This is a genomic window from Pseudoalteromonas sp. SR44-8 (genome assembly GCF_014163635.1).
Taxonomy (GTDB): Bacteria; Pseudomonadota; Gammaproteobacteria; order Enterobacterales; family Alteromonadaceae; genus Pseudoalteromonas; species Pseudoalteromonas rhizosphaerae.
This window is the reverse complement of sequence record NZ_JACJDS010000001.1, coordinates 1-22,764: the sequence shown is the minus strand read 5'-3', so window position 1 is coordinate 22,764 and position 22,764 is coordinate 1. Positions and strand designations below refer to the sequence as shown.

Sequence of the window (22,764 nt, the reverse complement as noted above, 5' to 3'; positions counted from 1 at the left end):
TATATGACTACTAATTTAAGGCTAAATATAGACTATTGATCAGTAGTTTGATTTTTAAGTGCCAAGGATACCTTGCTCACAGGTTGTTTATTTAATGCCGTGCAAATTGCCCAACCAGCTTTAGCCAGTCTTTCTAAATCAATTCCATGCTCTATGCCAAGTCCTTGTAGCAAGTAAACTACATCTTCAGTGGCAACATTTCCTGACGCACCCTTTGCATAAGGGCAGCCACCAAGGCCTGCAACTGCACTGTCAACCGTTGCTATACCTCGCTTTAAGGCAGTGTAAATATTTGTGAGCGCTTGACCATAAGTGTCGTGAAAATGAACAGCTAACAATGACTTATCAATTTCAGCTAGTAGTACGTCCAACAGCTCATCGACCTTTTTTGCGGTACCTACGCCAATAGTGTCACCTAGGCTTACTTCGTAACAACCAAGGTCTAATAACTTTTGACATACTTGTAGTACGCGCTGCGGATCGATATCGCCTTCGTATGGGCAGCCAAGCACACAACTAACATAACCACGAACACGAATATTATGTGATTTAGCAAAGGCCATTACATCAGTAAAGCGGGCTATGCTTTGGTCAATTGAGCAGTTAATATTCTTCTGACAAAAGGCTTCACTGGCAGCGGTAAAAATAGCAAATTCTTTAATACCTACAGCATGGGCTGCTTCTGCACCTTTTAAGTTAGGCGTAAGTGCCGTTAAATTAGTCGTAGGTAAATCAAGCGCACTGATCACATTGCTGGAATCGGCCATTTGTGGCACCCATTTCGGTGATACAAATGCGCCTGCTTCAATGTCTTTAACACCTGCATCAGCAAGAGCGTTAATTAAGGTTACCTTATCTTGGGTAGTTACTGCACGCTCGTTTTGTAAGCCATCACGGGCACCCACTTCAACAATGCGAACATGACTTGGTAGTGTACTATTCATCTGCTGCGCTCTCATCGCTGACAATTGCTAATAGGGCACCATGACTCACCAGAGCACCTTCTGCAAAACAATAGCTTTGCAATACACCATCATGGGGGGCGGTAAGCGTATATTCCATTTTCATTGCTTCGATGATCACCACAGCATCACCTTTTGTGATGGTGCTGCCAACGTCAATAAGGTGTTTTACAACGGTACCATTAAGTGGTGCTGCAAGCGGTAGGGCATCGCTTTCGTGATCACTGATATAGTGTTTATCAAAAATATCAAAGGTAGTTTGCAATGCCTTGTACATTACTGTGATGCTATTGTCTGCAGTAACCACATGGGCGATATGTTTATTGCCATTGATAAATACACTACACAGGTTATTGTCGATACTGCCAGAGGTTGTATAGTCAACCTCATCGATGCGGACTGTGTACCCCGCTTGATGAGCTGTTGCAGTGATCGCATTATCAACGAATGGCACCTTGATTGTTGCTTCTGCATTGAGTTTAAAACCAGCTAGACTGTCCCATGCGTTCTGAGTTCCTTGACGATTAAGCCCAGTTAAATAGCTAAATGCAGCTATAATGCGGCTGCTAACAGCGTGTTGTTGATTAACTTTAAGCAACGCATCGCCTTGCTCTTCAATAAAGTGAGTATCAGGAGCGCCTTGCTTAAAGGTTGCATGGTTAGCAAGGGTGTGTAAGAAGCTCACATTACAACTAAAGCCCGCTAAATGAAATTGTTCAAGGGCTGTGCTTAATCGTGCTAAAGCTTGCTCGCGCGAGTCATCATGAACGATCAATTTAGCGATCATAGGATCGTAAAATGGACTGATCTCATCCCCTTGCATGATCCCAGTATCAATGCGTACATACTCAGATTGAACTGGTATATACAAGCCATTGATGGTACCAGAGCAAGGAATAAAGTCATTGCTTGGATCTTCGGCGTAAATACGCGCTTCAAAGCTATGGCCCTGTAATTGGATATCACTTTGTTGCATGGGTAATGGGTTACCTGCGGCGACGTTAATTTGCCAATTAACTAAATCGACACCAGTCACCATTTCAGTAACAGGGTGCTCAACTTGCAGCCGGGTGTTCATTTCCATAAAGAAGAATTCATCGCCACACAGTAAAAACTCCACCGTGCCTGCACCTCGGTAATTGATCGCAAGTGCACAGCGTACTGCGGCTTCGCCCATTTCTTTGCGTAGTTCGTCAGATAAACCAGGCGCGGGGGCTTCTTCAATCACCTTTTGATGGCGGCGTTGTAATGAACAATCACGATCACCTAAGTACACACAGTTACCGTGATTATCAGCAAACACTTGCACTTCAACATGGCGTGGTTTATTAACATAGCGCTCAAGTAGTACTAAGTCGTTACCAAAACCGGCGATTGCCTCACGCTGTGCACCTTGTAGAGCACTGATAAAGTCTTTTGCATGTTCAACCACGCGCATGCCTTTACCACCGCCACCAAAGGCTGCTTTGATAAGCACTGGGTAACCAATTTTTTCAGCTTCAGCTTGTAAAAACGCAGGATCTTGTTTGTCACCATAATAACCAGGTACTAATGGTACATTCGCGGCTGCCATTATTTCTTTGGCGCGGGTTTTTGAGCCCATTGCTTCGATACTGCTCGCTGGTGGGCCTATAAACGCAATATTATTGGCTTCACAGGCCTTTGCAAATTCACTGTTCTCAGATAAAAAGCCGTAACCAGGGTGAATGCAATCAGCACCTGCATCCAGTGCTACTTGGATAATTTTATCAGCTACCAAATAGGAGTCTTTACTCGGCGCTGCGCCAATATGGTAGGCTTCATCGGCGAGTTTTACATGTTGTGAATTTTTATCTGCATCAGAGTAAACCGCCACAGTGGTTAAGCCCATTTGCTTTGCGGTACGCATAACCCGACAGGCAATTTCGCCGCGATTAGCAATAAGAATTTTTTGTAATGATTGTGTGCTCATGGTGATCCCTATTTTTGCCAATTTGGTGGGCGTTTTTCAAAAAAGGCAGATAACCCTTCTTGACCTTCTTCAGATACGCGAATTTTGGCGATACGCTCTGCGGTTAAATTTATGATTTGTTCATTAATATCATGGCCAGCTACATCGTTGATCAATTGTTTTGCTGCGCGAACCGCGACAGGGCCGTTGTTGATCAGTGTTTCGAGTAGTTGATCAAGCGCGCATTCAAGTTTACCGGTTACTTGATGAATTAAGCCTAATTGCTTGGCTGTGTGGGCATCAAAAATCTCAGCGGTTAAAAAATAACGACGTGCAGCGCGCTCGCCAATGGCTCTGATCACATACGGGCTGATTACAGCTGGAATGAGGCCAAGTTTTACTTCGCTTAAACAAAACTGTGCATTGTCTTGGCATATGGCTATGTCACAACAGGCAATTAAGCCCAGTGCGCCGCCAAATGCCGCGCCTTGCACAGCACATACCGTTGGCAGTGGGCTGCTGGCTAATACATGCATTAATTTGGCAAGTTGTTTTGAATCCGCAAGATTCTCACTGAAGTCATTGTTTGCCATGGACTTCATCCAATTAAGATCAGCCCCTGCAGAGAAATGCTCTCCCTCAGTTTTTAAAACAAGGGCGCGTACATTTAAGCTATTAGCATGCTCTATACATTGAATAAGTTCTTGGATCACTTGCTCGTTAAAGGCATTGCGCTTTTCAGGGCGACTTAAAACGAGTACAGCCACATTTGATTTAGTTATTTGTAGTGTTACTGACATACTCACGTCCTTACATTCTAAATACGCCGAATTGCGAATCACGTTTTGGTGCATTGGCTGCAGCACTGAGAGCTAAACCTAGCACACTTCGGGTATCTGCTGGATCGATGATACCGTCATCCCACAAACGGGCGCTGGCATAGTATGGATGACCTTGTTGCTCGTATTGCTCGATAATCGGCTGTTTAAACTCGCTGATTTGCTCATCAGTCATGCTTTGGCCTTTACGGGCTAAACCATCTTGTTTGACTTGCGCCATAACGCCTGCTGCTTGTTCGCCGCCCATCACAGAAATACGCGCATTAGGCCACATCCACATCATAGTCGGTTCAAACGCACGACCACACATGCCATAGTTACCTGCGCCATAAGAGCCGCCAATTAATACGGTAAATTTTGGAACATCAGCACACGAAACAGCCATCACCATTTTAGCGCCGTGTTTAGCAATGCCTTCGGCTTCGTATTTTTTACCTACCATAAAGCCGGTAATATTTTGTAAAAACACCAGTGGAATATTTCGTTGTGCGCACAGCTGTATAAAGTGCGCGCCTTTTTGAGCTGACTCACTAAACAAAATGCCATTGTTAGCAACAATCCCAACCGGATGACCATAGATTTTCGCAAACCCAGTCACTAAGGTATCGCCAAAGTAACGTTTAAACTCATCAAATGAAGAATCATCCACGGTACGCGCAATCACTTCACGAACATCAAATGGCTTTTTAAGATCGGTGCCAACAATGCCGTATAATTCGTTAATATCATAACGCGGTGCTTTTACTTGCTCTAATATTGGCGAAGTAGGGCGTTGATAATTAATTCGTTCAATACATTGGCGAGCAATTGATAACGCATGAGCGTCATTTTCAGCGTAATGATCGGCAACCCCTGATGTTTTACAGTGCACATCAGCGCCGCCAAGTTCTTCTGCGGTTACCTCTTCACCTGTAGCCGCTTTTACCAGCGGTGGGCCGGCTAAAAATATTGTGCCTTGCTCTTTTACAATGATGCTTTCGTCGGCCATTGCAGGCACGTACGCGCCACCTGCGGTACATAAACCCATAACGACTGCAATTTGTGGAATGCCTTTGCCCGACATACGCGCTTGATTATAAAAAATACGACCAAAGTGCAGTTTGTCAGGAAATACATCATCTTGCTCAGGTAGGTTGGCACCACCTGAATCAACCAAATATATACACGGTAGGTGACACCGCTCGGCAATATCTTGTGCGCGTAAATGTTTTTTAACGGTTAGTGGAAAATAGGTGCCGCCCTTAACTGTCGCATCATTGGCGATGATCATACATTCAACGCCTTTAACACGACCAATACCAGCAACTACACCGGCACAAGGAATCGCTTGCTCATAAACACCAAAGGCTGCAAATTGTGAAATCTCTAAAAATGGTGAACCTTCGTCAAGTAAGGTACTAATGCGTTCACGCACGAACATTTTACCACGGCTTTCATGGCGTTCTATTAACGCTACGCCACCACCTTGGCTGATCTCGCTTACTTTATCGCGTAAATCATCAACCAGTGCCGCCATATTTTTATGATTTTGCAAAAACTGCGGGTCGTGAGGGTTGACGCTTGATTTTAAAATAGTCATAGCGCTTATCCTTAACGGCTTTCAGTAAATAATTCGCGACCAATTAGCATGCGACGAATTTCCGAGGTACCGGCACCAATTTCATAAAGCTTAGCGTCACGCAATAGGCGGCCAGTGGCGTATTCGTTGATATAACCGTTACCACCGAGAATTTGAATAGCATCAAGTGCCATTTTAGTTGCCAGCTCTGCCGCATATAAAATTGCGCCTGCGGCATCTTTACGGGTCGTTTCACCGCGATCACATGAACGCGCAACAGTGTATACATAAGAGCGAGCTGCATTCATTTGTGTATACATGTCGGCTACTTTGCCTTGTATCAGCTGAAATTGACCAATCGGTGTATCAAACTGCTTACGTTCATGAATATAAGGTACAACAATATCCATACAGGCTTGCATGATACCCAGCGGGCCTGCCGCTAGCACAACACGTTCATAATCAAGGCCACTCATTAGTACCTTAACGCCTTCGTTTAAATTGCCAAGGATGTTCTCTTCTGGTACTTCACAGTTTTCGAACACTAATTCACAGGTATTTGAGCCGCGCATCCCGAGTTTGTCGAGTTTTTGGGCGGTAGAAAAACCAGGGAAATTACTCTCAACAATAAATGCGGTGATGCCTTTAGCGCCAGCGGTTAAATCAGTTTTAGCATAGATCACTAAAGTATGCGCATCTGGACCATTGGTGATCCACATTTTATTACCGTTTAAAATGTACTTATCGCCTTTTTTCTCGGCTTTAAGTTTCATTGATACTACGTCAGAGCCTGCGTTAGGCTCACTCATGGCAAGGGCACCAATGTGCTCACCACTAATTAATTTAGGTAAGTATTTTTCTTTTTGTGCTTGCGTGCCATTGCGATTAATTTGATTAACACACAGGTTAGAATGAGCACCGTAACTTAGGCCGATAGAGGCACTCGCTCGGCTAATTTCTTCCATTGCGATTACGTGCTCTAGATAACCTAAACCGGCACCACCGAGCTCTTCGGGTACGGTCATACCTAATACACCCATTTCGCCAAGTTGTGGCCAAAGCTGATTAGGAAACGCATTATCAAGATCGGTTTTTTCAGCTAAAGGGGCAATTTCTTGGCTAGCAAAACTGTTTACATGATCGCGGATCATATCTGCGGTTTCGCCAAGGCCAAAGTTCATTTCTTTATATAGTGAAATAGTGCTCATGATTCATTCCTGTGTGAGAGACTGTTAATGAATAGTCATTTAATCGTTATTGTTTAAAACTAGTTATTCATCTAATTGATTTAAGGTGTCGCGACAACGACGCTCTGCGGTTACTAATTCCATCAAGACAACTTTAATATCATCCATTTGTTGGCTTAGGTCAGCTTTTTTATCTGAAATTAAGTCAAGCATAGTCACTAACTGTTTAGCGCTGGATTTATCGGCATCATAAAGTTCAAACAAACGGCCTGTTTCAGCTAAGGTAAAACCTAACCGCTTGCCACGTAAAATAAGTTTTAAACGCACTTTATCGCGTTTTGAATAAATACGGGTTTGGCCATTACGCTCAGGTGAAATTAAGCCCTGATCTTCGTAAAAGCGAATTGAGCGGGTGGTTATATCAAACTCTTTAGCCAGTTCACTGATACTAAAGGTTTGTTCATTGCTTGCCGGTTCGGCGGCTGAACTTGCAAAGTTTGTTTGATTATCTTGATTCATAGTGTTTTTACCTCATTCGAATAACCCCAATATAAGTGAAGTTTACGTAAAGGTAAAGTGGATTGTAGAACTTATACTTTAGACTAATAACCTAAAGCCATAAATAGCAGGTGTAACCTGTATTAATGCAGCTTGCAGGGGCGCTGTTTGTATTAGGCTACAGCAAAATAAAGATATGTTTACACTTTTGTTGGGCGCAAAAACCTTGATTTTAGATTTACGTTGGCGTAAACGTAAATATTATGTATGCTCATAAGCAGATTATAAATACAGTGTTTGGCTAATCTCTGCATATGAATATAGCCAATTATAAAATGGAGCCTTTTTTATGACTACCGAAGCCGTTGTTATTGTAGCAGCAAAACGCACCCCAATGGGTGGTTTTATGGGAGCCCTTAGTGATGCAGCCGCCACTGAGTTAGGTGCAACAGCCATTGCCAGTGCGCTTGCTGACACCGGATTAAGCGATACAGCTATTGATGAAGTGATCATGGGCTGTGTATTACCGGCAGGTTTAGGTCAAGCGCCAGCACGTCAAGCAATGTTAAAAGCAGGTCTTGCGCGCAGTACTGGCGCTACGACCATCAACAAAGTATGTGGTTCAGGTTTAAAGGCCGCCATGCTTGCACATGATTTAATTAAAGCCGGTTCAATTAACAGCGCGGTTGCAGGTGGCATGGAAAGCATGACCAACTCGCCATATTTTATTCCTAAAGCGCGTGGCGGTATGCGTATGGGCCATGGCGAAATTAAAGATCACATGATGAGTGATGGCCTAGAAGACGCATACGATAATAAAGCGATGGGCTGTTTTGCTCAAGATACGGCTGATGAATACGGTATTGGCCGCGAGCAAATGGATGAATTTGCACTTAATTCACTGACCAAAGCAAATGCTGCGATTGCAAATGGCGATTTTGTAAATGAAATTGCGCCGCACACTATTAGCTCTCGTAAGGGCGATGTAACCATCAGCATTGACGAGCAACCAGGTAATGCACGCCCAGAAAAAATTCCCGGTTTGCGTGCTGCGTTTAAAAAAGACGGCACCATCACTGCGGCTAATTCATCGTCAATTTCAGACGGTGGCGCAGCCCTTATTTTAATGAGTGAATCGCACGCCAAAGCACAAGGGCTTACGCCACTGTGTCGTATTGTTGCGCACAGTACCCATTCTCAAAAACCAAGTGAGTTTACTCTTGCTCCTGTTGGCGCAATGAATACTTTGCTCGCAAAAGCAGGCTGGACAACTGACGACGTTGACTTATGGGAAATTAACGAAGCATTCGCCATGGTAACAATGTTGGCGATTAATGAATTAAAACTTGATGCCAGTAAAGTGAATGTTAATGGTGGTGCTTGTGCACTTGGCCACCCAATTGGTGCTAGCGGCGCACGTATTTTAGTGACACTTATCCATGCTCTTAAAAATCGTGGCCTGAAAAAAGGCGTAGCGTCTTTATGTATTGGCGGTGGCGAGGCGGTCGCACTGGCGGTTGAAGCACTATAAATTAGTTAAATTTAAACTCTTACAGCCGTAGGCTCTTTTAACAATAACTACTGCGGCTTAATTTATTACCCTCTGGGGAGGAGTGCGTTATGCACCAAGTACCATTACTGATCAACGGCGAATTTGTTCAATCAACATCAGATCAACTGATTGACGTTATTAATCCAGCAAACCAAGAAGTGTTAGCACAAGTACCGTGTGCTACCGACGCTGAAATGGATGCGGCTATCGCATCAGCCAAAGACACCTTTAAAAGCTGGAAAGATGTGCCAATTACTGAACGTGCGCGCATTATGATGAAGTATGCAGCACTTTTAAAAGAGCACCACGATGAACTAGCCACCATTATTTGCCATGAATTAGGCAAAACCTTTGAAGATGCCAAAGGCGATGTTTGGCGTGGTATTGAAGTGGTTGAGCAAGCAGCTAATGCGCCATCTTTAATGATGGGCGAAACCATGGAAAACGTGGCCCGTAAAATCGATACTTACTCATACATGCAACCACTGGGTGTGTGCGCGGGTATTACGCCGTTTAACTTCCCAGCGATGATCCCACTATGGATGTTCCCACTGGCGATTGTCTGTGGTAACACCTTTATTTTAAAACCCTCTGAGCAAGATCCGCTGACGCCAATGCGACTCGCTGAACTGTTCATTGAAGCCGGCGCACCAGCAGGTGTATTACAAGTTGTTCATGGCACTAAAGTACAAGTTGACCGCTTATTAGAAGATCCCGCAGTACGTGCAATTTCGTTTGTTGGCTCGTGTGGCGTAGGTGAATACATTTACTCTAAAGGCACGGCTAATTTAAAACGTGTACAAGCCTGTGTCGGTGCTAAAAACCACATGGTGATCATGCCTGATGCAAGTCGCTCACATGTAGTTAATAACCTTGTTGGTGCCTCTGTTGGTGCTGCGGGTCAGCGTTGTATGGGTATTTCAGTGGCGGTGTTTGTTGGCCAAGCGAAAGACTGGGTTGAAGACATCAAAGCCGGTTTTGCCAATGTGCGCCCGGGTGTGTGGGATGACAAAGATGCAGCCTATGGTCCGCAAACATCGACCGCAGCCAAAGCGCGTATTTTGTCACTGATTGCACAAGGTAAAGAGCAAGGTGCAACGTGTTTAATTGATGGCTCTGATTTTACTGTTGCAGGCTATGAAAAAGGTAACTGGGTAGGACCTACCTTATTTACTGACGTCACCACTGAGATGGATTTATACAAAGAAGAAATTTTTGGCCCAGTACTGGCGTGTATGTTTGTTGATTCGCTTGATGAAGCAATCGCGCTTATAAATGATTCTCCATTTGGTAATGGCACGTCGTTATTCACTTCAAGTGGTGCGGTTGCGCGTAAGTTCCAACATGAGATTGAAGTCGGTCAAGTGGGTATTAACGTACCAATTCCTGTGCCACTGCCATTCTTTTCGTTCACCGGTTGGAAAGGTTCATTCTATGGCGATACGCATACGTACGGTAAGCAAGGTATTCGTTTTTATACTGAGACCAAAACAATTACTTCACGTTGGTTTGAAGACGAGATTGCCTCTGGTCCAAACATGAGCATTAATCTTAAATAACTAATTTAACTTACTCCACATAATAAAAAAGAGGGGCACGAAGGCTATTTCACACACAATATTGCCTTCGTTGCTCTTCACGAATATCTAATTTGACAACGCAATTATAAACAAGAGGTCTCCAATGGACTTTAATTTAACTGAAGATCAGCAAGCATTTGCTCAAACAGCTCGTCAATTCGCAGAATCAGCACTGGCTCCTTATGCAGCAAAATGGGACCGCGAACATATTTTTCCAAAAGATACCATTAAAGCTGCAGGTGAACTGGGTTTCTGTGGTTTGTATACGCCAGAGGAAGCAGGCGGTTTAGGCCTGTCGCGCTTAGATTCAAGTATTATTTTTGAACAGTTGGCGATGGGGTGTACAGCTACAACCGCAATGTTGACCATTCACAATATGGCGACCTGGATGATTGCAAGTTTTGGTACTGAGCAAACAAAAGCTCAATATTGTGATCAACTTGTTATGGGTGAGCTACTAGCTTCTTATTGTTTAACAGAGCCTGGTTCAGGCTCCGATGCAGCCTCATTGAAAACAAAAGCGGTTCGTGATGGCGATGATTACGTGATCAATGGCTCAAAAATGTTTATCTCAGGCGCAGGCGAGACCGAAGTGTTAGTAGTTATGGCGCGTACTGGCGGTGAAGGTGCGGCGGGTATTTCTGCGTTTGTAGTACCGGCTGATGCCAAAGGCGTTGAATACGGTAAAGCAGAAGAAAAAATGGGCTGGAATGCGCAGCCAACACGACTAATTAGTTTTGAAGATGTACGCATACCTGCTCATAATTTATTAGGTCAAGAAGGTGAAGGCTTTAAGTTTGCAATGCAAGGCCTTGATGGCGGGCGTATTAATATTGCAACTTGTTCAATTGGCACTGCCCAAGCGGCACTTGAAACAGCCCGTGAATACTTAAAAGAACGCACACAATTTGGTAAACCGTTGGCTGCTTTTCAAGCGCTGCAATTTAAAATTGCCGATATGAATACCGAGCTTGTTGCGGCGCGTCAAATGGTGCGTTTAGCGGCTTTTAAACTTGATAATAATGACAGCGAAAAAACCACTTATTGCGCCATGGCAAAGCGTTTTGCCACTGATGTAGGTTTTACTGTGTGTAATGACGCACTACAAATTCATGGTGGTTATGGTTATATCAAAGAATATCCACTGGAGCGCCACGTTCGTGATGTGCGCGTTCATCAAATTCTTGAAGGTACTAACGAGATCATGCGGGTGATTATTGCACGTCGTATTTTAGCTGAATCAGCAGCCGATATTTTATAAGGAGCGCGAAATGTCAAACCCAAGTATTGAATTAACCATTGAAGGTCACGTAGCGATTTTAACCATGTCTAATCCGCCAGCGAATACCTGGACTAAAGACACGTTAATTGCCTTAAAAAATATGGTAAATGAGCTCAATGACAATAAAAATGTTTACTCCTTAGTGATCACCGGTGAAGGTGAAAAGTTCTTCAGTGCTGGTGCTGATTTAAATGTATTTGCTGGTGGCGATAAAGGCGTAGCAGCGACTATGTCGCAAGTATTTGGTGACGCATTTGAAGCATTAACTGCATTTCGAGGTGTATCCATTGCCGCGATCAATGGCTATGCCATGGGTGGTGGTCTAGAAGTAGCGTTAGCATGTGATATTCGCATTGCAGAAGAGCAAGCACAAATGGCACTACCAGAAGCCAAAGTAGGTTTACTACCGTGTGCGGGTGGCACGCAAAACCTAGCATGGTTAGTTGGTGAAGGCTGGGCTAAACGTATGATCTTATGTGGTGAGCGTCTAAAAGCAGATAAAGCCCTACAAATCGGCTTAGTTGAAGAAGTGGTACCACAAGGCGAAAGTCTTGCAGTGGCACTTAAATTAGCTACTCAAGTGGCAGATCAAAGTCCTGTTGCTGTTAGTGCCTGTAAAACCCTGATCCAAAAGGGCCGCACTCAGCCAATGGCGCATGTATTACCGCTTGAACGTGAGTTATTTGTTGGTTTGTTTGATACACAAGATCAACAAGAAGGGGTTAATGCCTTCCTAGAAAAACGCAAAGCAAATTGGGTGAATGGCTAATGATTGAGTTAACGCAATTAAACTCACCAGATGCGCCCGTGGTGTTTGAAACTGCGAGCGCTGCAAACGGTTCACTCATTGGTTTTGCCACGCTCAACTCCCCTAAATCGTTAAATGCACTTAATTTTGAGATGATCAAATTATTAGCGCCGCAACTTAACGCATGGGCGGCTGACAGTAATGTTGCGATGGTGATACTTAAAGGGGCAGGGGATAAAGCATTTTGTGCCGGTGGTGATGTAGTCAGCCTGCATAATGCTATGAACAGTGGTGAACCGGCAAATCTAATAGAAGATTACTTTGCTCACGAATATCGCCTTGACCACCTCATTCATTGTTATGATAAACCGATCCTTGTTTGGGGTAATGGTATTGTGATGGGCGGCGGTTTAGGCTTAATGGCGGGTGCAAGTCATCGTGTGGTAACTGAGAACTCACGTATAGCTATGCCTGAGCTAACAATTGGTTTATACCCAGATGTAGGCGGCAGTTATTTTCTACATAAAATGCCTGAACATGTCGGCTTATTTTTGGGGTTAACTGCAGCGTCTATTAATTGTGACGATGCAATGTATGTGGCATTAGCTGATCACTACCTCAAAGCGGATAAATACGACACTCTGATTGAGCAATTGTGCAGCATTAAGTGGGGTAAAACGGCTTCATTGAATCACGAGAAGCTGACCAGCTTACTTACCGAACTTGATAATGTTTCTGGGCGTATGCCAAAAGGCAATTTAAAGGCGCATTTAGCCACCATTCAAAAATTGGGTGAGCTTACTGATTTACGCGATAAAGTAAATTATATCTTAAATCTAGAAACTGACGATACGTGGCTTACCCGAGCGCAAAAAGCATTAAAGCATGGTTGCCCGCTCAGTTGCGCCTTAGTTGAGCGTCAACTTGCTAGTTCAAAAGGTAAAAGTTTAGGCGAATGTTTTCAAATGGAACTGGGTATGTCGGTTCGCTGTGGTGAAGTCGGCGAGTTTCAAGAAGGTATTCGTGCGTTACTGATTGATAAAGACGGCGCGCCTAATTGGCAGTTTAAAACGCTTGAACAGATCCCAGATGAATTAGTCGAGAGTTTTTTTGTTCAACGTTGGGATCACGACTCACATCCACTAAAACAACTTACACAAGGATAATGTTATGTCACTTTCTATTGGTTTTATTGGTTTAGGTAACATGGGTGGCCCAATGGCTGCCAACTTAGTTAAAGCGGGTCATCAGGTTAAGGTGTTTGATTTAAACCGAACGGTCGTAAATCTACTTGCTGAAAATGGCGCGATCGCCGCGGATGATGCTAAACATTGTGCAACGGATGTTGATGTATTGATCAGCATGCTACCGGCCAGTAAGCACGTTAAGTCACTTTATTTAGGTGATACCGGACTTGTACATATTTTAGCAAAGTCAACGTTAGTAATTGATTGTTCAACGATTGATGCAGCATCAGCACGCGACGTAGGCGCTGAGCTTAGTGAACATGGTATCGACTTTGTTGACGCGCCGGTATCCGGTGGTGTTGCCGGTGCAACGGCAGGTACACTGACCTTTATCGTCGGTGGTGGCGATGAGCAATTTGCTAAGGCCCAGCCGGTGCTTGCTGATATGGGTAAAAATATCTTTCATGCAGGTGATATTGGCGCAGGACAAGTCGCAAAAATTTGTAATAACATGCTATTGAGTATTCTTATGGCGGGAACCAGTGAAGCAATTCAAATGGGTATAAATAATGGCCTTGACGCAAAAGTGCTGAGCGACATTATGACCGCCAGCTCTGGTCGTAACTGGACCCTTGAGCTTTACAATCCTTGCCCAGGTGTGATGGCCACAGCCCCGGCTAGTAATGATTATAAACCAGGCTTTATGGTTGATTTAATGGCTAAAGACCTAGGTCTTGCGATGGAAGCCGCGCAGCAAAGTAATTCAGTAACCCCGATGGGGTCAATGGCTAAAAACCTTTATACCATGTTGCAACACCAAGGTGCGGGCAGCGAAGACTTTAGTGCCATATTTAAATTATTCTCGAAGGAGTAACAGGTGGAAATTAAAAATAATACCGTGGTGATCACCGGTGGCGCACAAGGCTTAGGATTTGCAATGGCGCATAAACTTGCGTCGCTTGGTGCTAATATTGCGTTAATTGATATGCAACAAGCGTTGTTAGATGATGCAGTTGCTGAGCTTAGCCAACATGGTGTAACTGTAAAAGCCTATGTTGCCAATGTGACTGATGAATATGCGGTGGTAAATACATTTAATACCATCAATACAGATTTTGGTCATATTGGTGTATTGATAAATAATGCCGGTATTTTACGCGATGGTATGTTTATCAAAGCTAAAGAAGGCAAAGTGGTTGCAAAAATGGCGCTTGATCAATTTAAGTCAGTGATTGATGTAAACTTAACCGGCGTGTTTTTAGCGGGGCGTGAAGCTGCATGTCATATGATTGAATCGGGTAAAGGTGGCGTGATAGTTAATATGTCGAGTGTTGCTCGTGCAGGTAACATTGGTCAAACTAACTACGCTGCGTCGAAAGCGGGTGTGGTAGCGATGACTACAGGTTGGGCAAAAGAGCTTGGCCGTTTTGGTATTCGTGTAGGTGCCATTGCACCAGGCGTTATTCGTACTAATATGACTGATGCTATGAAACCAGAAGCCAAGCAGCGTATGCTAGCAGTAACACCCGTAGGGCGCTTTGGTGAAGCGGATGAAATTGCGCACACAGCGCAGTATATTATCGAAAACGACTTCTTCACCGGTCGCGTGGTTGAGATTGACGGCGGTATTCGTTTGTAAGTAAACCTTTTTTAAGTGTAATAAAACGGCAAGCCTCGGCTTGCCGTTTTTGTTTTATAGCTTAATTGGTTAATAAAGTAGCATTTTAAATGGTGCTGTATATATATACAGTGCTTTTTTATTTGTCAGTAATAGCTTAACTATTTGAGCTGTAATTCATCTAGCGCTTCCTATTTTAGTTGTCATAGTTGCGATGAACTTCTACTATTAATTATCTATTTGTTCTTATAATGATAAGCACCTTCAGGGATCAAACATACATGATTGAGATAAACGAACAGATACTGAAAGATATAAATAGAAATTTTATTATTCCTCCTAAACCTGAAATATTAACTGAGTTACAAAATTTAATAGCAACTGGCGATGCGCCTATTGCTGATGCCGCTAAGGTAGTGGTAAAAGATTTAGCAATTTCATCAGCAATACTAAAAATAATAAATTCTCCTGCTTATGGCTTATCCCGTACTGTGGCTGATATAAAACAAGCCGTGATGTTTCTTGGTTGGGACGGAGTCAATGCGCTTGCACAGGGCTTGAAATTAAAAGAAATGTTTGCAACCGATAACAGCTGTATTAGTTTAGAAAGATTTTGGGATACTTCAACCGAGATTGCTAATATAAACATGATGATAGGTCAGCGTCTTAAAAAACAGATAGCCATAGAGCCCTTGTATACGCTTGGGCTTTTTCATGATTGTGGTGTGCCTCCTATGGCAATAAAATATGATAATTATTTAACCGCTTTACACTGCGCTAATCAAACAGACAAAGAAACTATTATTGAGATTGAAGAGCGTTTATATAAAACAAACCATGCAGTTGTTGGCTATTATTTTGCTAATAGTTGGCATTTACCAAAAGAGATATGTCAGTTAATCCTCAACCACCACAATGCAGCTATTCTTGCTGAGGTGACAGATACAGATGAGCAAATCTGCTTTGCTATTTTGAAAATGTCTGAAAACTTAGTGACTATGGTCAGACGAGGCTCGCCTATACCACAGTGGGGTATTATAGAATCAAAAGTCTTAGATGTACTGCATTTGAATGATGATGAGTATTGTGACTTACAAGAGGACGTTATTGATTTTTTAAACAGTTGCTCATAAATAATTAATTAAGGTTCTTGGCTTTCGCCTCAGCTATCGTTTAGTGCCAATGTTAGTCCAGTTTTTAGCACTATATTTCTACTTGCTTGGGCACCTTACTGAGCAGCCTAATAACCTTGAGCCGCTGTTACCTTGGAACATTGAGTAAACTAGGTGTTGTTAGCTATACGCTTACCGTATAAGCTCGAAAACAAAAGGAATTAACATTGCGCTAGGCAATGACTTAGATTCACAAGGTTTAGTATCATTGAGAAATATTTGGATACATATTCATTACGGGAGATGACCCGCCAATTGCACTTTCTGTTAATAAAAAGTGCATCATGGGTGGTGTGGGGACTGGAGGTTAGAGACCTCCGGCTACCCGATTATAAGCCATTTTTTACCACCAAATTCTAGCGTGAATAGCCAAAGAAAAAAGAATGTAAGCGACGCCGAATAAACACCAAAACACCTTAGGAAATTGAAGGTATTTAACACTTAATAGTGCTGCGCTACCAATAAGCACCAACCCAATAAACAAAGTAGGATTTGGGAAAGTATCATAGCCATGCCCTTCATCCACAGACGGAATTGGGGGAATAGCTAGGAACAATGCACCAAAAACCATTAGAACTATGCATGTTTGGTAGACCGCTGATTTCAAACTTTTCCCCATGGCTTATAACAGCTTATTGAACATCATTTTGGTGGTTTATAACACACCAAAACGGCATGTATTACATACTCTGATAATTTCACCAATAATTACTTTTGTAAACAAGTAATTAAAATAGTACGAATTCAAAGCTTGTTATTTTGCACCAAAACGACGGTTAATAATGTTATTGGACAAAATTAGGATCCTACTCATCAAAACAAGAATAAGTTTAACTTTTACCTATGACCGCTTATCGTTCAAACTTGCCTTACAAATTTAAAAACTCTTAGCACTACATTCGCAATATCCCTAATAAATGTAGAGCACTTTCGATGTTGTATTAATGGCAAAAAGATATAGTACTCACTCAGAGTTTTTGGATTTAACAATTTCATGCTTCAGCCTGTTAGTAGCTCAACACACGGATTCTAAGATCTATCAGAAAAAACCAAATAGGCAACATTAACACCACCTCTGTAGCCCTTGCTAAATATGACTCTCTATTCCAGCCTTGTAAGAAAGCATTCCAATTTTGGAATAAAAAGAACATAATTTTGAGATTAAAAACTCAAACATCTATGCAGGTTCTCTTTATCCTGTATAAATCATCAGCCATGCAGTCTGGCTTTACTACCGTTTCACATTGAGCTTTGGGGTATCGAAGAATGACTTGATCTCGAAGTATTATTGTAAGTTACAAAACTATTCGTCAATGGTACAGAAAGTATGATCCAGAAGCGTAAAGATAAAAAAGCGGCAATGCGTTTCTTTAAAAAATTGCTCAAGGAGTTGAAAGGAGCACCAGTTAAAGTTGTTATGGATAAACTACGCAGTTACACCGCAGCTCAAATAAATTTAATACCAAATGTTAAACACTCTGCCGTGCAATATGAAAATAACCGATGTCAGTTATCACATCAGCCTACTCGACAACATGAACGGCAGATACGTAAGTTTAAATCACAGGGGCAAGCCTAGCATTTTTTAAGTTGTCATGAAGTGGTAAATAATCTCTTTGACTTGGTTGTCATTTACTCAAAGCTAGCCAGTATAGATTTTTTCGTTAACGATCCTTTGCAGAGTGGAATAGGGTTAGTTGCGTCCAAAATTTAAGTTAAGGAGTATTCTGTCGAATTTAATTAGCTCCCGCTGATAAGTTGACAATACTCTGTCGGCCTTTACATGGGGATTCATGGATACAGCTTGTAAGTAAATTAATGATCTGTGCTGAAGAAATGCAAAGCTCCTTTTCTTGGCTCTCGGTCATAAAATAAAAGTCAGCTTCAAATATTTTGCTAAGCAATGTACCTCCAAGGCAAGTGACTTGATTTTATGATCCAATACATGCTTTTAAACGTATGAATATTTTGAATTTTTAAATAGTGGTATGTTATGTGGTTTAGTTCAAATAAGACAGAAATAATGGCAGAGCAAGTAGTTATCACTCATAAAGACGCTGCAGTCATTGTTGATCGAGAGCAGAGGGTTATTGCCAGCAATCAGGCTTACGGTTTTTTAAGCCAAAAATATAACAAACCAGATGATCGTCAAGCCCTTACTTTCTTGTTGAAGCATCACGACAAAAGTAGTGATTACATCAAAGGCGATAAAGGGTTGCACTTTAAGTTGCAAACAACACCTCTTACGATTAAGCACCTTGAGTCTTGTGTGCTCTATGTTTTTGAACCAGTCACTGAGCAGATTTTGGCTGAGCTAAATTGGCAAAAATTAATCGGTTTAGGCCAAGATTCGTATGCGGTTTTTGATATGAATAACAAGCTTGTTACAGCTAACTTTGATTCAATAAATAGTGATTCTCTGTATTTAGACCAGAAAGACCCCCAACTACTAGAAGTTCTTAATAGGGCTTCTAACAGCGAGGATTGCTTACTTTGTTTATCTGAAAAGCAAGATGTTTATGTTCATGTTCATCATCACTTTCTTAATTCAGAAAACGAAAAATTAAGTGCTTTTGTTCTATCTAAACGATCTGATAATACCAATAACGAACAGCTCAAATTGCTTTCTCAGGTGGTCAGTAATACAAGTACAAGTGTATTGATCACGGATAAAAATGGTTTTGTCGAATATGTCAATCCAGGCTTTGAAACTTTATCAGGATATACCTTGGAAGAAGTGAAAGGGAAGAAGCCAAGTGTTTTTTTGCAAAGGGAGCAGACGGACAAAGAAACCATTAAGCGAATTTCAAAAAACTTAAAAGCACGACAGCCTTTTTACGAAGAAATATTGAATTTTGATAAGAGTGGCGTGCCTTACTGGATCGTTTTGTCGGTGAATCCTATTTTTAACAAATATGGTGAACACACTGGCTTTGTTGGTGTTAGCTCTGATGTGCGTGAAATTAAACGACAAGTATTGGAGCAAATTAATCAAAGAGATGCCATCAGTAGTCATTCAGCGGTGTTGGAATTTAACCAAAATGGCCAGTTCATTTCGGCGAATGATTATACGAAAAAGCAGCTGCATATTGAGAATGACGCTCAAATACAATCGGTGATTGGTAATTTAAAAGACTACCTAGATAAACCACGTATTCAGAAATTTGAAAAAGGTGAAGCCACAGAAGTAATGATAAAACTGAATCATAATGGCGCTGAGGTGGTATTAGATTGTGTCATTTCGTCAATAACGGATTTAAATGGTGATATTTCTAAGTACGTTGTTTTTGGCAGCAATGTGTCATCTCGAAATAAACTTGTTAGTGAAACTCATCATTCTATGTCGTCGGTTCTTGGCAAGATCCAGGCAACCGTTACAACTATAAATGCCGTAGCTGATCAAACGAATTTATTGGCTTTAAATGCTGCGATCGAAGCTGCGAGGGCTGGTGAAGCGGGAAGAGGTTTTGCAGTGGTGGCTGACGAAGTCCGTAATTTAGCCAAAACTTCAAACGAAGCCGCGGTTCAGATAGGGTTATTAATCAATGAGACACAATCTCATGTTGATCAACTATCGACATTTTTGCAGGAATAAACATTGCGCTAGACAATAACTACTTAGCTTTACAAGGTTTAGTGTCATTGAGAGATATTTGAATCAATATTCATTACGGAAGATGAACCGCCCATTGCACTTTCTGTTAATAAAAAGTGCATGATGAGTGGTGTGGGAGCTGGAGGAGATCTCCGGCTACCCGATTAGGCCAATTCTTGAATACCATATTTACGCTCTCTCTTCTCGAAAGCATAACTCCCACCTTCCAAAATATTACAAATCTCTGCTCTTATCCCTATGTTTTCTTTAACATTACCGTCTTCAACAGAACCTGAAGTGTAGCGGATACTCTCACCTTGGTTATCAGCGATAATAATTTGTTCAGCATCGGTATTTACCACCAAATTTGCATTATGAGTAACTATAATAACTTGTCGGTATTTCTTAATTTTCCTAAAAAGGGGAACCAGCTGTGACATAATAAATTCATTATCTAAGTCATCCTCTGGCTGATCAAATACAAATGGACTACCGAACGGGTCTGTTGCTAATTTTAAACAAACGTAGAATGTACCCCTTTGACCTACAGATAATTTATTTACTGTTTTACCTTTGTACTGGAAATCTGCATTAGCATAAAGATATCTTCTAATATTTGAAGGTGAGTAGAGGTAATTTAACAACTCAAATCGTCCTCCCTTATTAAAGAACTCAGGCTTCCAAAAGAACTCTTCAATACTTGTAGGAGCTCCATCACAGTTGATAATTTTTTCCCCGGAAAGCAGTTTAAAAAAGTCATCAATTGATCTTACGCAAAATGTTTCTTTCAACCGTTCAAATGTCGATTTTTCACTTGTGCTTCTAAACTTTCCACGATTTAGGCATTCTTCAATTCCACTGTAGAAATGATTTACATTAAATACGACACGACCATTAATATGTATGTCTGAAAGAATCTCCTGTACTAATTCATTTTGCTCATCATTCCAATTGGGCTGTTTTATCTTAAGATTTTGAAAGGCCTGATCTATATTGTCTTTTTGGTAATCAATGTACTCTTTGTACTTTAATGCAAGTTCACCACGCTCTTTAACAAACGCTTGATAATCCATCGTCTTTTGGTTTATCTCATCTAATTTTGATGACGCCAGATCAATAGATTTTTGATATTCAGTCACTTTGCTTAACAAGGATGATATATCTTGATTGATACCTTGTTGTCTAAACTGGCTTGCTATTTCACTATTTGATTCTGTTAGTGCTTCTATTTCTTTATTGCATATATCAATATTTTTGCTAATAGGATATTTAATCAAAGAATCATCAATCAATGGCGCTTGATTGGTTGAGCATAGATTGGTATTTAAGAGTGTAATTTTTTGATTTATTTCTATTGCGTGCCGATTCAAAAGAGCTAAAGTGCTTCTTGCTTCGTCAATGAAGTTATTTTTTTCGTTAATATTCTTTGAGTTCTTTTGATATTGTTCAATTAACAGCTTATTTTGTGGATTGGTAAGTGTTCCAATTAACTGAGTATTATTGTCGATAACGCTTTGTTGATATTGTTGCGTATTAACACGCTGATTTTGAGAGTCAACATCTTCCCAATATTCAACGAACGTGCGATATTTACTCAGGTTATTTGATATTTCAGAACTGGTAACAGAATCAAATTCCACACCATGAATTCCTAACATTCTTTTAATTTCGCCACTTAGGTCATCAGGCTTTTGGCTAAAGTGTTGCACATCTCCTTGTGAAACATGCAAATAGGAGTAGGTATTTGCCGATGAATCGAACTTTAAAACTGTTCCATCACCTTGATCTAGTTCAACGCAAAGGCTTTCTCCACTTACTCTTCGTGCATTTGAGTGCTCAGATTGATGATTGAATCTTGAATGCATCGCATCTAAAAAAAGACTTTTACCTGTCCCTCTACCGCCCACTATTGTGACTAGGTTTGGATTTAATGGGATAGTTTGACTAAAAAAGTTAATATCCTCTCCAGCAAATACCTTTCCACCTAACTCAACTGATTTAAACCAAGGCTTTATGTATGTGTTTTCGACAAAGTCGTCAGTTTGCTGAACTCTCAAATCTGGCTCAATAATAGATTGCCTTAAGCCTTCAAAGGTTGGTTTAGCCTTAACCCAAGAGTACATTGTTCCGATATCTTCCAACTTGTGAGCATCTGAAGCATGAAATACCGGCTTTTGTTTTGCAGATGGATATCTATCCTCTTTAAGGAAAAAGTTCCTGTCTTGAGGTCGGCCTAAGATAATTTGGCACCGTTTCTCTATTTCTAGTGCAACAGCTAGAGACCTCCCTTCCTTCATATCAGGTCTAAAGCCACCATAACCATTTGGGCAAGCAGCTATTAAAAAATCAACTCCGAACTTTAAGTTATTATTTAGATGAGCTATCAATGAATCAAATTTTACAAACGCTTCAGATGTTTTAGTTTGGGATTCAGTAAAAGACTGTTGGGAGCAATAGATATGCTTACCGTCAGAAGTTGTATTGGAGATGGGAAGTGTGGATAAAATGCTGTTTATCTGCTGGGTGCTAATATTTTCCGAAAATATACAATGAACGTTAATCCACTCACCATCCTTATTTTGTTGATCAATACGAAATTCTAGGTTTCCTAGGACTGTATGTTCAACGCCTTTCTCTTGAAACTTTTCTCTGATTTCACCTAATTCATTATCTTTAAAGAAAAAGTAATTGGTAATCCCGGTTAGGCTAAGTTTTGAAGAGATTATTTTGTCAACAAACTCATCTATAGTAGAAGCCCCATATTCATTAGCCTGATGAGTATATGGAGAGTGAATGTGTAAATCCCATTTACCCCAAATTGATCCAATCATTTAATCTCCTTGATTTTTAACTGTTGCCAAGTACGCACATAGGTCTAACAGCTTATTAAACACCATTTTGATGGTTTATAAACCCCAAAACGGCATCTATTACATATTCTGATAATTCCACCAATAATTACTTTTGTAAACAAGTAATTAAAATAGCAAAATTCAAGGCTTGGTATTTTGCACCAAAACGGCGGTTAATAATGGCTGATAGCTGATAGCTGATAG

General features: G+C 41.4%; 17 protein-coding genes. 10 read left to right on the top strand and 7 right to left on the bottom strand.

Annotated elements, in window-relative coordinates; genetic code table 11:
• Positions 1-32: 32 nt before the first annotated feature.
• From H5183_RS00085 to H5183_RS00060, 6 genes are all read right to left on the bottom strand, one after another.
• Entirely contained in the window at positions 33-944 is a 912-nt protein-coding gene (locus H5183_RS00085) for a hydroxymethylglutaryl-CoA lyase (RefSeq protein ID WP_145233271.1), read from the bottom strand.
• Entirely contained in the window at positions 937-2,913 is a 1,977-nt protein-coding gene (locus tag H5183_RS00080; protein ID WP_182730586.1) for an acetyl/propionyl/methylcrotonyl-CoA carboxylase subunit alpha, read from the bottom strand. Before H5183_RS00080 ends, H5183_RS00085 begins: the two co-directional genes overlap by 8 nt.
• Positions 2,914-2,921: 8 nt before the next feature.
• The gene (locus H5183_RS00075) at positions 2,922-3,692 is read right to left on the bottom strand and encodes an enoyl-CoA hydratase/isomerase family protein (protein WP_145233273.1); all 771 of its coding nucleotides are present in this window, start codon (positions 3,690-3,692) and stop codon (positions 2,922-2,924) included.
• A 10-nt stretch (positions 3,693-3,702) separates the two neighbouring features.
• On the bottom strand, positions 3,703-5,310 hold the full coding sequence (locus H5183_RS00070; RefSeq protein WP_149982463.1) for a carboxyl transferase domain-containing protein: 1,608 nt from the start codon (positions 5,308-5,310) through the stop codon (positions 3,703-3,705).
• Between the two features lie 11 nt (positions 5,311-5,321).
• Positions 5,322-6,497 (bottom strand): isovaleryl-CoA dehydrogenase, encoded by a 1,176-nt coding sequence (locus H5183_RS00065; RefSeq protein WP_182730585.1) that lies wholly within the window; start codon positions 6,495-6,497, stop codon positions 5,322-5,324.
• A gap of 63 nt (positions 6,498-6,560) precedes the next feature.
• Entirely contained in the window at positions 6,561-6,995 is a 435-nt protein-coding gene (locus H5183_RS00060; protein ID WP_145233276.1) for a MerR family DNA-binding transcriptional regulator, read from the bottom strand.
• Positions 6,996-7,323: 328 nt separating this feature from the next.
• Here H5183_RS00060 and H5183_RS00055 point away from each other — a divergent pair, with 328 nt between their 5' ends.
• The 10 genes from H5183_RS00055 (at position 7,324) to H5183_RS00010 (ending at position 19,708) form a co-directional block, all read left to right on the top strand.
• Positions 7,324-8,505: an acetyl-CoA C-acyltransferase gene (locus H5183_RS00055; protein WP_182730584.1), complete on the top strand. Its 1,182-nt coding sequence runs from the start codon at positions 7,324-7,326 to the stop codon at positions 8,503-8,505.
• A gap of 89 nt (positions 8,506-8,594) precedes the next feature.
• A complete protein-coding gene (locus tag H5183_RS00050) occupies positions 8,595-10,085 on the top strand; it encodes a CoA-acylating methylmalonate-semialdehyde dehydrogenase (protein WP_145233279.1) in 1,491 nt (496 codons plus the stop codon).
• 124 nt (positions 10,086-10,209) lie between these two features.
• Positions 10,210-11,367 carry an acyl-CoA dehydrogenase family protein gene (locus H5183_RS00045; protein WP_145233281.1) on the top strand — a complete coding sequence of 386 codons (1,158 nt, stop codon included), beginning with the start codon at positions 10,210-10,212 and terminating at the stop codon, positions 11,365-11,367.
• A gap of 10 nt (positions 11,368-11,377) precedes the next feature.
• Positions 11,378-12,157 carry an enoyl-CoA hydratase gene (locus H5183_RS00040; RefSeq protein WP_145233284.1) on the top strand — a complete coding sequence of 260 codons (780 nt, stop codon included), beginning with the start codon at positions 11,378-11,380 and terminating at the stop codon, positions 12,155-12,157.
• Positions 12,157-13,302: an enoyl-CoA hydratase/isomerase family protein gene (locus H5183_RS00035; protein WP_182730583.1), complete on the top strand. Its 1,146-nt coding sequence runs from the start codon at positions 12,157-12,159 to the stop codon at positions 13,300-13,302. The genes H5183_RS00040 and H5183_RS00035 overlap by 1 nt, the downstream gene beginning before the upstream one ends.
• A gap of 4 nt (positions 13,303-13,306) precedes the next feature.
• Complete coding sequence (gene mmsB / locus H5183_RS00030) at positions 13,307-14,197, top strand: 3-hydroxyisobutyrate dehydrogenase (protein WP_182730582.1); 891 nt, start codon at positions 13,307-13,309, stop codon at positions 14,195-14,197.
• A 3-nt stretch (positions 14,198-14,200) separates the two neighbouring features.
• On the top strand, positions 14,201-14,962 hold the full coding sequence (locus H5183_RS00025) for an SDR family oxidoreductase (protein WP_182730581.1): 762 nt from the start codon (positions 14,201-14,203) through the stop codon (positions 14,960-14,962).
• A gap of 260 nt (positions 14,963-15,222) precedes the next feature.
• On the top strand, positions 15,223-16,074 hold the full coding sequence (locus H5183_RS00020; RefSeq protein ID WP_182730580.1) for an HDOD domain-containing protein: 852 nt from the start codon (positions 15,223-15,225) through the stop codon (positions 16,072-16,074).
• A 1,366-nt stretch (positions 16,075-17,440) separates the two neighbouring features.
• Positions 17,441-17,692, top strand: a complete 252-nt coding sequence (locus H5183_RS21670) for a transposase (protein WP_259397060.1) — start codon at positions 17,441-17,443, stop codon at positions 17,690-17,692.
• 444 nt (positions 17,693-18,136) lie between these two features.
• On the top strand, positions 18,137-19,708 hold the full coding sequence (locus H5183_RS00010; RefSeq protein WP_259397058.1) for a methyl-accepting chemotaxis protein: 1,572 nt from the start codon (positions 18,137-18,139) through the stop codon (positions 19,706-19,708).
• Positions 19,709-19,872: 164 nt separating this feature from the next.
• On the opposite strand, the gene H5183_RS00005 is transcribed toward H5183_RS00010, so the two are convergent.
• Positions 19,873-22,539, bottom strand: a complete 2,667-nt coding sequence (locus H5183_RS00005; RefSeq protein ID WP_182730578.1) for a TrlF family AAA-like ATPase — start codon at positions 22,537-22,539, stop codon at positions 19,873-19,875.
• Positions 22,540-22,764 lie beyond the last annotated feature (225 nt).